Origin of the sequence: Microbacterium enclense (assembly GCA_038182865.1) — a bacterium.
Lineage (GTDB): Bacteria > Actinomycetota > Actinomycetes > Actinomycetales > Microbacteriaceae > Microbacterium > Microbacterium enclense_B.
Map to the genome: position 1 here is coordinate 1,166,316 of CP116226.1, position 11,629 is coordinate 1,177,944.

At 67.5% G+C, this 11,629-nt stretch carries 13 protein-coding genes and 2 tRNA genes; 7 read left to right on the forward strand and 8 right to left on the reverse strand.

Annotated elements, in window-relative coordinates; all coding sequences use genetic code 11:
* Window positions 1–13 precede the first annotated feature (13 nt).
* From PIR02_05465 to pknB, 3 genes are read left to right on the forward strand one after another with little or no spacing between them, the layout of a single operon-like run.
* Window positions 14–1,471, forward strand: coding sequence for a penicillin-binding protein 2 (locus PIR02_05465; GenBank protein WZH38116.1), 1,458 nt, complete (start codon window positions 14–16; stop codon window positions 1,469–1,471).
* Window positions 1,468–3,213: a serine/threonine-protein kinase gene (locus PIR02_05470; GenBank protein WZH38117.1), complete on the forward strand. Its 1,746-nt coding sequence runs from the start codon at window positions 1,468–1,470 to the stop codon at window positions 3,211–3,213. The genes PIR02_05465 and PIR02_05470 overlap by 4 nt, the downstream gene beginning before the upstream one ends.
* 36 nt (window positions 3,214–3,249) lie before the next feature.
* Window positions 3,250–4,977 carry a Stk1 family PASTA domain-containing Ser/Thr kinase gene (gene pknB, locus PIR02_05475; protein WZH38118.1) on the forward strand — a complete coding sequence of 576 codons (1,728 nt, stop codon included), beginning with the start codon at window positions 3,250–3,252 and terminating at the stop codon, window positions 4,975–4,977.
* Here the strand turns inward: pknB and PIR02_05480 are convergent.
* The 3 genes from PIR02_05480 to PIR02_05490 are packed head-to-tail and all read right to left on the reverse strand — an operon-like array spanning window position 4,955 to window position 6,554.
* Complete coding sequence (locus PIR02_05480; GenBank protein WZH38119.1) at window positions 4,955–5,605, reverse strand: gamma-glutamyl-gamma-aminobutyrate hydrolase family protein; 651 nt, start codon at window positions 5,603–5,605, stop codon at window positions 4,955–4,957. The two genes, pknB and PIR02_05480, sit on opposite strands and share 23 nt — an antisense overlap.
* Complete coding sequence (locus PIR02_05485; protein ID WZH38120.1) at window positions 5,602–5,757, reverse strand: hypothetical protein; 156 nt, start codon at window positions 5,755–5,757, stop codon at window positions 5,602–5,604. Before PIR02_05485 ends, PIR02_05480 begins: the two co-directional genes overlap by 4 nt.
* Window positions 5,757–6,554 (reverse strand): class E sortase, encoded by a 798-nt coding sequence (locus tag PIR02_05490; GenBank protein ID WZH38121.1) that lies wholly within the window; start codon window positions 6,552–6,554, stop codon window positions 5,757–5,759. Before PIR02_05490 ends, PIR02_05485 begins: the two co-directional genes overlap by 1 nt.
* Before the next feature lie 53 nt (window positions 6,555–6,607).
* Between PIR02_05490 and PIR02_05495 the strand changes: the two genes are divergently transcribed.
* Complete coding sequence (locus PIR02_05495; protein ID WZH38122.1) at window positions 6,608–6,847, forward strand: cell division protein CrgA; 240 nt, start codon at window positions 6,608–6,610, stop codon at window positions 6,845–6,847.
* 62 nt (window positions 6,848–6,909) lie between these two features.
* Here PIR02_05495 and PIR02_05500 read toward each other — a convergent pair whose 3' ends face one another.
* Both PIR02_05500 and PIR02_05505 read right to left on the reverse strand, forming a co-directional pair.
* Entirely contained in the window at window positions 6,910–7,686 is a 777-nt protein-coding gene (locus PIR02_05500; protein ID WZH39082.1) for a rhomboid family intramembrane serine protease, read from the reverse strand.
* A gap of 171 nt (window positions 7,687–7,857) precedes the next feature.
* Window positions 7,858–8,415: a peptidylprolyl isomerase gene (locus PIR02_05505; protein WZH38123.1), complete on the reverse strand. Its 558-nt coding sequence runs from the start codon at window positions 8,413–8,415 to the stop codon at window positions 7,858–7,860.
* Window positions 8,416–8,515: 100 nt separating this feature from the next.
* Here PIR02_05505 and PIR02_05510 point away from each other — a divergent pair, with 100 nt between their 5' ends.
* Together PIR02_05510 and PIR02_05515 are read left to right on the forward strand one after the other, a co-directional pair.
* Complete coding sequence (locus tag PIR02_05510; protein WZH38124.1) at window positions 8,516–9,088, forward strand: DNA helicase; 573 nt, start codon at window positions 8,516–8,518, stop codon at window positions 9,086–9,088.
* Window positions 9,085–9,558, forward strand: a complete 474-nt coding sequence (locus PIR02_05515; protein ID WZH38125.1) for a YbaK/EbsC family protein — start codon at window positions 9,085–9,087, stop codon at window positions 9,556–9,558. The genes PIR02_05510 and PIR02_05515 overlap by 4 nt, the downstream gene beginning before the upstream one ends.
* 17 nt (window positions 9,559–9,575) lie before the next feature.
* On the opposite strand, the gene PIR02_05520 is transcribed toward PIR02_05515, so the two are convergent.
* A complete protein-coding gene (locus PIR02_05520) occupies window positions 9,576–10,019 on the reverse strand; it encodes an NUDIX domain-containing protein (GenBank protein WZH38126.1) in 444 nt (147 codons plus the stop codon).
* Between the two features lie 84 nt (window positions 10,020–10,103).
* Here PIR02_05520 and PIR02_05525 point away from each other — a divergent pair, with 84 nt between their 5' ends.
* Window positions 10,104–11,354, forward strand: a complete 1,251-nt coding sequence (locus tag PIR02_05525; protein WZH38127.1) for an acyltransferase — start codon at window positions 10,104–10,106, stop codon at window positions 11,352–11,354.
* Window positions 11,355–11,402: 48 nt separating this feature from the next.
* Here PIR02_05525 and PIR02_05530 read toward each other — a convergent pair.
* Both PIR02_05530 and PIR02_05535 read right to left on the reverse strand, forming a co-directional pair.
* A tRNA-Ala gene (locus PIR02_05530) sits at window positions 11,403–11,475 on the reverse strand.
* Window positions 11,476–11,487: 12 nt separating this feature from the next.
* Window positions 11,488–11,561, reverse strand: a tRNA-Ile gene (locus PIR02_05535).
* Window positions 11,562–11,629: the final 68 nt, after the last annotated feature.

Here is an 11,629-nt window from a genome sequence, read left to right on the forward strand (position 1 = left end):
CGGAGGAGGCACCGTGACCAAAGAGCTCCGACGCCTCAGCGTCGTCATGCTGGCGATGTTCCTCGCGCTGTTCGCCTCGACCAGCGTCATCCAGGTCGCCCAGGCGGGGAACCTCACCAATTCGCCGGGCAACACCCGCGCGCTGTACGACTCGTACGAGATCCAGCGCGGCTCGATCATCGCCAGTGGCAGCCCCATCGCCCAATCCGTCCCCTCCGACGACGTCTACAGCTGGCAGCGCCAGTACGCCGACGCCCAGATGTGGGCGCCCGTGACCGGCTACGTGAACCCCGTGCTCGACTCGCGCACCCAGATCGAGGCGGCGGAGAACACCGTGCTCAGCGGTTCGGGCGAGAACGAGTTCTTCTCCCGTATCAACCGGGCCATCACCGGCCAGGCGCCGCGCGGCGCCAACGTCGAACTGTCGCTCGACGCGAACGTGCAGAAGGCGGCGTGGGACGCCCTCGGCGGCCTGCAGGGCGCGGTCGTGGCCATGGAGCCGTCGACGGGACGCATCCTCGCGATGGTCTCCACCCCGAGCTACGACACGAACGCCCTCGCCTCGCACGACACGGACACCGTCGACGGAACGTACAACCAGCTCATGGCGGATCCGTCGCAGCCGATGGACAACCGCGCCATCGCGGGCAACCTCAACCCGCCCGGATCGACGTTCAAGCTCGTCGTGGCGTCGGCGGCGTTGGCATCCGGCAGGTACACGCCTGATTCGACCTTCCCGAATGTCAGTCAGTACACGCTTCCGCAGTCCAGCAGCGTCGTGCAGAACGCGGGGGGCGGCGCGTGCGGGCCCGGCGACACCGTCACCATCGCGACCGCACTGCGGTTGAGCTGCAACATCCCGATGGCCGAGCTCGCCGTCGAACTCGGTGACGACGCGATTCGCGCGGAGGCGGAGAAGTACGGCTTCAACAAGCAGTTCGAGATGCCGCTCGTCTCGACCGCCTCGAGCTACCCGTCCACTCTGGACGCCCCGCAGACCGCGCTCAGCGGCTTCGGGCAGGGCCAGGTGACCGCGACGCCCCTGCAGATGGCGATGGTGTCGGCCGGAATCGCCAACGGCGGGGTGGTCATGAACCCGCGGATGATCGACCGGGTCATCGAGAGCGACCTGTCGGTGACCGACGAGCGTTCCGACAGCGAGTTCGGTCGAGCGCTCGACGCGAATCTGGCGGCGGAGATGGTTTCGATGATGACGGCGAACGTCCAGGACGGCGCAGCGTCGAATGCAAGAATAGAAGGGGTCGCGGTCGCCGGGAAGACCGGCACCGCGGAGAACGGGTCGTCCCGTCCGTTCACGCTCTGGTTCACGGGTTTTGCTCCGGCCGACGACCCCAAGGTCGCCGTTGCCGTGGTGGTCGAGAACGGTGGGGGCCAGGGGCAGAGCGGGAGCGGTAACGATATCGCCGCCCCGATAGCGAAGAAGGTCATGGAGGCGGTGCTGGGTAAATGAGACCGACGCAGGGAGTGACCTTCGGAGGACGGTACGAGCTCGATTCGCGTATTGCGATCGGCGGTATGGGCGAGGTGTGGGAGGCGACCGACCACGTCATCGGACGCACCGTCGCCATCAAGATCCTCAAAGACGAATACATGGGCGACCCCGGGTTCCTCGAGCGGTTCCGCGCCGAGGCCCGTCACGCGGCCCTGGTGAACCACGAGGGCATCGCCAGCGTCTTCGACTACGGCGAGGAAGACGGCAGCGCCTTCCTCGTGATGGAGCTCGTCCCGGGCGAGGCCCTGTCGACCATCCTCGAGCGCGAGGGGTCCCTGTCGACCGACAAAACGCTCGACATCGTCGCTCAGACCGCTGCGGCACTCCAGGCTGCGCACGCGGCCGGTCTCGTGCACCGCGACATCAAGCCCGGCAACCTGCTGATCACCCCCGACGGTCGCGTGAAGATCACCGACTTCGGCATCGCGCGCATCGCCGACCAGGTGCCCCTGACGGCCACCGGCCAGGTCATGGGCACCGTGCAGTACCTCTCGCCCGAGCAGGCGTCGGGCCACCCCGCATCGCCGGCGACCGACATCTACTCGCTCGGCATCGTCGCGTACGAGTGCCTCGCCGGCAAGCGTCCGTTCACGGGCGAGTCGCAGGTCGCGATCGCGATGGCGCAGATCAACGAGCAGCCCGCGCCCCTGCCGCCCACGGTGGCGGTTCCGGTGCAGAACCTCGTGATGGCGATGATCGCGAAGAAGCCCGACGACCGACCGGCGTCGGCCGCCGCCGTCTCGCGGGCCGCCACGGCGCTGCGCCGGGGAGACCTCACCGCCGCCGCGGCCGCCGTCCCCGCGATCGCCGCGGGTGCCGCCGTCGCCGACGATGTGACGCAGCTCCTGTCGTCCGGGCAGACCGGTGCCGCGACGCGTCTCATGCCGACGCCCGCGGCCACGTCGTTGCTGACCGAGGAGCACACCGAAGAGGTGGTGCCGCAGAAGAAGAAGCGCAGTCGCCTCACCTGGCCGCTCATCGCACTGATCGTCCTGCTCGTGCTGGTGCTCGGCGGCACGCTCGCCGCGCTTCTGACCAACCAGAACGACCCGGAACCCGCGCCCACCAGCTCGGCCCCGACGTCGGCGGCCCCGTCCCCCTCGCAGCCGTCGAACACGCCGTCGACGTCTCCGTCACAGAACCTGGTCGACGTCGACTCCCTCGGTCTGATGGGCCGTACCTGCGACGAGGCCCGCGAGATCCTGCGTGACAACGACCTGGCCGCGACCTGCGCCACGGGCAACGCGGCGACCAGCGCCGACCAGGTCGGCAAGGTCTACGTCGTCGACCCGACCGGTCGGAACCCCGCCGGGACGAACATCACGGTGACCACGTACGGCGAAGAGACGCCTCTCAGCACGCCCGGCACGCCGACCCTTCCCGCCACCGTCACCGCGGGCAGCACCATCCAGGTCTCGTGGCAGGCCTACACCTGCCCCGCGGGCACCGGGACCGTCACCTCCTACGACTTCACCGCCACGGGGGGCACCTTCGCCACCAACGGGTCGTCGACCGCGTCGTTCTCGCCCGACGAGCGCAACGCCGAACTGCTGGTGAGCAACTCGCCCGGGTCGACCCTGCGGGTGACCTACACCGTGAGCTGCTCGGGAACCGACCGTTCCGCCGGCCCCTCGGGCGAGGCATCCGCGACCATCACCGGTGGTCAGACGCCCACGCCCACACCCACCGGCAACAACTGATCCCGCTCGCACACGCACCACGCCTGGAGTTCTTTCGTGACCACTGAGACGCGCGTCCTGTCCGGACGCTACCGCGTTGACGACCTCATCGGTCGTGGCGGCATGGCGAGCGTCTATCGCGGCTACGACCAGACGCTCGGGCGGACGGTGGCCATCAAGATCCTCAAGGCCGACCTCGCCGGAGACGCCGCGTTCCGCACGCGGTTCCGTCTCGAGGCGCAAGCCGCGTCGCGCATGGCCCACCCGACCATCGTGCGCGTGTTCGACGCGGGTGAAGACGTCGAGACCGGGCCGGACGGTCAGGAGCGTCCGGTCCCGTACATCGTGATGGAGCTCGTCCACGGCCGACTGCTCAAAGACATCATCTCCGCGGGCCCCGTGCCCACCGACGATGCGCTCCGCTACATCGACGGCATCCTGGAAGCTCTCGAGTACTCCCACCGCGCCGGCGTCGTGCACCGCGATATCAAGCCCGGCAACGTGATGATCACCGAGTCCGGTGGCGTGAAGGTCATGGACTTCGGTATCGCCCGTGCGGTGTCGGACTCGTCGTCGACGGTGGCCGAGACCACCGCCATCGTGGGGACGGCCGCCTACTTCTCCCCCGAGCAGGCCAAGGGCGAGTCGGTCGACGCACGCGCCGACCTGTACTCCACGGGCGTCGTGCTCTACGAGTTGCTCACCGGGCGCCCGCCGTTCCGAGGCGAGACGCCGGTTGCGGTGGCCTATCAGCACGTGAGCGAGGCTCCCGTCCCGCCGAGTGAGGTCAACGAGTCGGTGTCGACGGCTCTGGATGCCATCGTGCTCCGCGCTCTCGCGAAAGACCCGTTCCAGCGCCCCCAGGACGCGGCGAGCTTCCGCGAGTCGCTCGATGCCACGATCGACGGCAAGGGTCCCACCAAGCGGCAGATGTCGGCGCTGTCGAACGAGCTGTACGGCCCGAACCCGCGTCAGGCGGCCGAGACCGCACGCTCGTTGCGGCAGTTGAGCACCGACACGACCATGCGGCGCACCCAGCCCGGTCCGCCGGTCGCCTGGATCTGGGCCGGCGTGACGGTTCTCGCGGTACTCCTCGTGGCGGTGCTGTTCTGGGTCATGCAGATCCAGCCGTCGAACGACGTCCCGACCGCCGGGCGGGCGGTTCCCAATCTCGTCGACATGTCGTACGACCGCGCCGTCGAGACGCTGCAGGAGCAGGACCTCGTCGCCAAGCGCGTCGACGAGCCGAGCGAGAAGATCGCCGCAGGGAACGTGACCCGCACGACGCCGGCGGCCGAGACCTCCGTGGCCGAAGGCCAAGAGGTCGTGCTGTACGTCTCGACCGGCCCCGATCTGGCGCAGGTTCCGGAACTGGAGGGCATGGGCGAGGAAGCCGCTCGGAACTCCCTGCAGCAAGCCGGTCTCTCGGTCGGCTCGATCCGTCGTCAGAACGATCCCGCTCTGGCCGCCGGCACCGTGATCTCGGCGAATGTGATGACCGGCGGCGCCGTCATGAACCTCGAGCCCGGCTCTGAACTTGCGAAGAACACGACCGTGAACCTCGTCGTCGCGAGCGGGCAGGTCGTCATCGTGGATTACACGGGCTACACCGTCGACGCGGCCAAGCGCGAGCTCGAGTCCGAGGCGATCCAGTTGTCGGTCAAGACGCAGGAAGATCCCGGATGCCGCGCCTCGGCGACTCCGACGGTGAACACGCAGTCGCTGGCTCCCGGTGAGGTGCCGGTCCACAGCGAGATCACCCTCAGCTTCTGCTCGGGCTCCTGAGTCCGCGGGGGTGAAGCAGGGCGCCGCGCGCGGCCGCGCCCTCGAACCCGGCATCCTCCATCCACCTGCCCAGGAGCAGATGACCTCCCTCGGTCAGGACGCTCTCGGGATGGAACTGCACTCCCACGATCGGTGACGAGCGATGCTGCACGCCCATGATGACGCCGCTGTCGGTGCGCGCGGTGACCTCGAGTTCGGGTGGCAGCGTCTCTTCGGAGATGGCGAGCGAGTGATAGCGCGTCGCCTCGAACCCGTCGGGGAGGTCGGCGAACACCCCGCGCCCGTCATGGCGGATGCGGCTGGTGATGCCGTGAAGGAGCTCGGGTGCGTGCGCCACCCGCGCACCGAACGCGACGGCGATGGCCTGATGCCCGAGGCACACCCCCAGCAACGGGATGCCGCCCTCGTGCGCCGTATGCACCACGTCGATCGACTGACCCGCATCATCCGGATGTCCCGGACCGGGCGAGATCACGATGGCATCCACTCGGCTCGACAGGGAATCCTCGAGCGCCGGATCATCGGCTGAGACGGTCTTCACGGACGCTCCGAGATCGCGGAGATATCCGACGAGGGTATGGACGAAGCTGTCGCGGTTGTCGACGACGACCACCCGCCACCGACTCACTCGACCGTGACCTCCTGTGGATAGACGAGGTCGCTGACCCAGGGGAAGACGTAGAAGAAGAGTCCGTACAGCACCGCAGCTGCGAGGACGAGAAGGATGAGGACCCGCACCCACCAGGGTCCGGGAAGCACACGCCAGAGGGCTCCGTACATCAGGCGGCTCCAGAGGTCAGTGAGACGGGGGCGCCGTTGGCGCGCGGCGTGAACGACTCGAAGACGCCGTAGCCGATGGCACGCTCCGAGAAGCCGTAGCGCGGGCTGCACGTCGTCATGGTGATCAGACGATCGGTGGCCTCGACCTCGGAGGCTTGCGGCACCGGCAACAGCACGCCGACACCGTCAGGGCGCACGTACTCGAGATTGCGGTAACGGTAGGTGTACCAGCCCTGCTGCGTCTCGACGACGATGGCGTCACCGATGCGCAACGAGGGAAGGTCGGCGAACGGCGCGCCGTGGCTGCCGCGATGACCGGCGATGGCGAAGTTGCCCGTCTGACCCGGCATGGCGTTGCCGGGGTAGTGACCGATGCCGATGGGGTCCAGGGTGACCGACGAGCTCACTCCGCCGGCCAGCATGAACTGGTAGTCGGCACCGAGACGCGGGATGCGCAGCACACCGAACACCTCGCCGTCCCCCGGCTGCGGGAGCGCGGGCGGATCGGCGGTGGCGGGTGCCGTGGGAGCGGTGGACTCCGACGACGACGGGGACGGCGATGGCAGGGGCGGAGGCGGCTCCGACGCCCACTGTTCGGTGAGCGAATTGGCCTCGCTCTTGAACTGTGCGCCGATGATCGCGTCACCGATCCAGAGCTGCCACGCGACGAAGAGGAGGACGAGCACACCCGCGGTGAGGAGCAGGTCACCGATCACACCGATCACCGACGCCCCGCGTCGCGGGGCACGACGGCGACGGGCGTCGCGTCGGGTCGGCGGCGAGGAAGTGGTGTGCACCAGGCGATTCTAGTTCCGTGGGTCGTCAGGCACCTGAGCATTAGACTGGCCGCATGGCTCGAACTGGTAACGGCGACGACCCGATCGCGGAGCGCAACGAAGGCGCATCGGCACCGAACCCCGTGTGGTTCCTGCCCATCATGATCGGCCTGATGCTCATCGGCCTGGTGTGGGTTCTGGTGTTCTACCTGAGCAACTCGCAGTTCCCCATTCCGGGCATCGGCCCGTGGAACCTCGTCATCGGGTTCGGCATCGCGTTCGTGGGCTTCTTGATGACCACGCGCTGGCGCTGACCAGCCGCCGAGTTACACACGTGTAATTCATCCCCATCTGTGGATGAAGCTGTGGATAACTTTCAGTAGTACACGACCACAGGCACGACGAGCAGGGCCAGAAGTGCGACCGTCACCGCGGTCAGCAGCCCGATCTGCAGCGGCTTCTGTCGGGCCAGTCGCGTTCGCGCGTACACGAGACCGACCACCGCGCCCGTGATGAGGCCGCCGAGGTGCGCCTGCCACGAGATGCCGACGTTGTTGAGGGCGCCGACGAAGTCACCGGTGCCGATCGAGGAGATCAACGCGACGACGAACGGCCATGCGAAGTTGATGCCGATCAGCACGGCGATCACCCGGATGTCGGCCCCGATGTGCCGACCGATCACGAGCAACGCCCCGAAGAGGGCGAAGATCGCCCCCGATGCCCCGACGACGGGCGTCAAGGGCGCCAGGAGAGCGACCGCTACGGATCCGCCGATGGTGCCCAGCACGTAGAGCACCACGAAGCGCCATCGTCCGAGCAGAGGCTCGAGGTTGCGCCCGATGAACCACAGCGCGAGCATGTTCAGCCCGACGTGGAAGAACCCCGAGTGCACGAGCGACACGGTGAGCAGGCGCCAGGGCTCGAAGGAACCGAACTGCGGCACGAGATACGGACCGTAGAACGGCAGGGCATTGTCGAGGATCGGCCCCACACCCGGGATGATGCCGATGATGTACGCCAGGCCCGTCACCGCGATGATCGCCAGCGTCGCGACGGGTCGACGCGAAGACACGACGACCGCCGGGCGGGATGACGACCACCGGCGTTCGGCCTTCTTCTGCGCGGGAGTCTCGGAGGCGCGCTGCTGCGCCATGCACTCGGGGCAGATCACGCCGACGGCGGCGGGGGTGCGGCACTCCGAACAGACCGTGCGCAGGCACCGCTGACAGAGCACGAAGCTCTGACGATCCGGATGCCGGTAACAGAAATTGTCGCTGTTACGACGGAATTCGTCGGTGGTGGACACCCGCCGCCGCCTCTGAGGTCAGACCGAGACGACGTCGACCGAGTGCAGGACGACGTCGGCCTTCGGGCGGTCCTGGGCCCCGGTGGGCACCGCGGCGATGGCGTCGACGACGGCCTTGGACGCGTCATCCGCTACCTCGCCGAAGATCGTGTGCTTGCCCTGCAGCCACGGGGTCGGGTCGGTCGTGATGAAGAACTGCGAGCCGTTCGTGCCCTCCGGCTGGCCGGTGATGGCGTTGCGACGCAGACCCGCGTTGGCCATGGCGAGCTTGTAGGGGGCGTTGAAGTCGAGTTCGGGGTGGATCTCGTCGTTGAAGTTGTAGCCGGGACCCCCGATGCCCTGACCGAGGGGGTCTCCGCCCTGGATCATGAAGTTGGGGATGATGCGGTGGAAGATCACGTCCTTATAGAGCGGACCTTCACCCTTGGCGCCGGTGGCGGGGTTGGTCCATTCCTGGGTTCCATCGGACAGACCGATGAAGTTGCGGACGGTACGAGGAGCGTGGTCGCCGAACAGGTTGACCACGATGTCGCCGTGGTTGGTGTGCAAGGTCGCGACGGCGGTGTGAGAAGCCATGGGTACATTCTCTCAGAGTTATCTGCAAGGGTCCGTGGTGGGCACCGCTCGGTCTGGCAAGATGAAGCAACGTACATCCCATCGACAGGGAGGATGAGCCGTGGGCCTCAGCCGCAAGAGCAAGAAGGAACTGCGCAAGCTCCAGAAGCACGCCGCGAAGGTGTGGGAGTCGCAGCAGGTGCTGCTGGGCGAGAGCGGAAAGGTGGCTCGCGAAGCCGGCCACCAGCTCGGTCGCTTCAGCCGCGAAGACCTGGTCCCCGCCGTGCAGGACGGGTACAACAAGTACGCCGCTCCGTACGTCGACAAGAGCGTGAAGTACAGCAACCGCTTCCTGAGCAACAAGGTCATCCCGGCTGCCGGCGCGGTCGTCGGCGGAGCCATGTCGGTGTGGGATGCCGCGGGCGACACGCGTGACCGCCTCGCCAAGGGCCAGGGTTTCGACCTCGACGCCCACAAGTACGCCAAGCGCGCGGAGAAGTACGGCAAGAAGGCTTCCAAGCGCCTCGCCAAGAAGCTTCCCCAGCAGAACGACGGCATCGGTGCCGGTGGCGTCATCGCCATCATCCTCGGTGTCGTCGCCGCAGCCGGCGTGGCATACGCCGCGTGGCAGACCCTGCGCGCCGACGACGAATTGTGGGTTGCCGACGACCCGCTGCGTGCGCCGGACGCGTGAGCGACCCCACCGATCGAGTCCGAGAGGCCGCGCGTGAGCGCGGCCTCTCTGTCGATGTGCGCCCGCGGCCTGCGGCGTCGAGTCTCGATGAGGCCGCCGAACTGCTCGGCATCCCCGCGGCGTCGATCGTGAAGACGCTGGTCGTCAAGCGATCCGACGACACTTATTTGTTCGCCCTCATCCCCGGGGATCGCGCCATCTCGTGGCCGAAACTGCGGGCTGTCGTCGGCGTCAACAAGCTTCGCCTGCCCGAGCCGAAGCTCGCCCTCGCCGCGACGGGTTACGAGCGCGGCACGATCGTCCCGATCGGCAGCACAACCGCATGGCCCGTGTACGCCGACGAGAGCATCGTCGGACAGCGCATCGCGATGGGTGCCGGCGCCCACGGATACAGTCTGTTCGTCGAGGCCGACGACCTCATCCGCGCGTACGACGCCACGGTGGCCGATATCTCGGTGAAGCGAGAGTAAGACGAGCTGATGCCCGGCTACGCGTCCTCGTGACGTGACGAGAGTTTCGCCATGCGCAGGGCGATGTCGACGAGCTGTACGCGACGCAGTTTTCGCACCGCGGGGAATGCGAACCACTCGGCACGGTTCGTCGAGCCGCCCACCTCGTGACGCAGACGCCCACCGACGACGTGAGCCCGGTAGACGATGCGCAGCGTGTGCAGCGGGTCTGCAGCATCGGTGGCCAGCCGTGACGAGGCCGGGATCACCCGCGAATGGATGCCGAGGAGCTCGTCGACGACGACCCGGTATCCGGTCTCTTCTCGCACCTCGCGTCGCGCCGCGTGTTCGGGATCCTCGCCGGCTTCAAGCCCTCCGCCGGGGAGCGTCCAGGCGGATCGGCGTCCCTCGATCCAGTGAGCGAGCAGGAGGCGGTCGTCGGAGTCCGTGATGACGGCGTACGCGGCGACTCGCATATCCATTGCGACACCTTAGCGGTGACGGGCACCCGCGCGCTCGACAGGGGGATCACTGACCAGTCACCGCCGAGACACCATGATGTGCACATGGCATCCTCCACGGCATCCGAGGTCGATCTCTCCCGACGCGACCTGACCCTCGATCTCGCGCGCGTGACAGCGGTGCTGATCGTGGTCGTCGTCCATCTCCTTCAGGTGGGCGTCGCCATCGGACCCGACGGCGGCATCGTGACCAGTCGTCCCGCGGAAGAGCAGCCGTGGTTCGACGTCGCCACCTGGTTCGGCCAGATCATGCCGCTCTTCTTCGTCGTCGGTGGCTTCGCGTCCGCCGCGGGTTGGGCGTCGTGGACCGCGAAGGGAGGGGATGCCACCGGCTTCGTCCGCACGCGTACCCTGCGCCTCGCACAGCCCGCTCTGCCGTTCTTCCTTGTGGTCGCTGCGCTCCTGGGGGCAGCCACCGCGATCGGTATCGCACCGGGAGTGGTGGATGCCGCCGCCATCGGCGTGGGCATGCCGCTCTGGTTCCTCGCCGCCTATCTGCTGTGCCAGCTCCTCGTCCCCATCATGGCGCGATGGCACGCGACCGCGCCGCGGCGGACAGTGTTCCTCCTGATGGCCGGTGTGCTCGTCGTGGATGCCATCCGGTACACGACGGGTGTCGAGCAGATCGGCCTCGTGAACCTGTTGTTCGTGTGGCCTCTCATCCAGCAGATCGGATTCTGGTACCACGACGGGTGGTTCGATCGGCGCGGGCGGGTGATGTTGATGGCGATCGCAGTCGGTGGCTTCGCGGTGTTCCTCGCGCTGATGGTGGGGGGACCATACTCGACGAATCTCCTCGCCGACCTCAACCCTCCGACGCTCCCCCTCGTCGTGCTCGGTGTCACACAGGCCGCCGTACTTCGGCTTACCCGTCCCGCCCTCACCGCCCTCATGGGCACGCGCGTGATGCGAGGGGTCGTCTTCGTCCTCGGCTCGCGCCTGATGACGATCTACCTCTGGCACCTTCCCGTGATCCTGCTCCTCTCGGGGATCGCCCTCCTCATCCCGGGAGCCGCACCCCAGCCGGCGAGCCCTGTCTGGTGGTGGACACGGCCCGTCCTCTTCATCCTGGTGCTGGGCGTCCTGGGCGTGCTGTCCCTCGGGATGGCGCGGTTCGAGTCGCTCGGGCGCCTCGGCGGGTCGCCGTCTCGGGTGCTCGTCGGAATCGCCTGGTGCGGTGCGTTCCTTCCCCCGTTCCTCATCATGGAGTGGGGGATGAACCTGACGTTCGCCGTGACCGGTGCGATCCTGATGGGAATCACCGTTCTTCTGCTGCGGACTCGACCGGTGTCGTGACAGGAGTCTCGAGCGAAGGGTCGGCGCGATGCGCCGAGGAAGAAGATGTGGAGCCTGGGAGATTCGAACTCCCGACATCCTGCTTGCAAAGCAGGCGCTCTACCAACTGAGCTAAGGCCCCGTGGGGATGGGGTGGGGCTACCAGGACTTGAACCTGGGACCTCTTCATTATCAGTGAAGCGCTCTAACCGCCTGAGCTATAGCCCCGTTGTGACGACGTGATGTCGTCAACCTCGAAGACTTTACCGGAATCCCGAGGTTTTTCCGAATCGGCC

Coding starts and splice junctions, on each gene's coding strand:
- PIR02_05525 (WZH38127.1), top strand. CDS start 10,104: ATGGCATCCTCCACGGCATCCGAGGTCGATCTCTCCCGACGCGACCTG.
- PIR02_05495 (WZH38122.1), top strand. CDS start 6,608: ATGGCTCGAACTGGTAACGGCGACGACCCGATCGCGGAGCGCAACGAA.
- PIR02_05500 (WZH39082.1), bottom strand. CDS start 7,686: ATGGCGCAGCAGCGCGCCTCCGAGACTCCCGCGCAGAAGAAGGCCGAA.
- PIR02_05520 (WZH38126.1), bottom strand. CDS start 10,019: ATGGATATGCGAGTCGCCGCGTACGCCGTCATCACGGACTCCGACGAC.
- PIR02_05470 (WZH38117.1), top strand. CDS start 1,468: ATGAGACCGACGCAGGGAGTGACCTTCGGAGGACGGTACGAGCTCGAT.
- PIR02_05505 (WZH38123.1), bottom strand. CDS start 8,415: ATGGCTTCTCACACCGCCGTCGCGACCTTGCACACCAACCACGGCGAC.
- PIR02_05485 (WZH38120.1), bottom strand. CDS start 5,757: ATGTACGGAGCCCTCTGGCGTGTGCTTCCCGGACCCTGGTGGGTGCGG.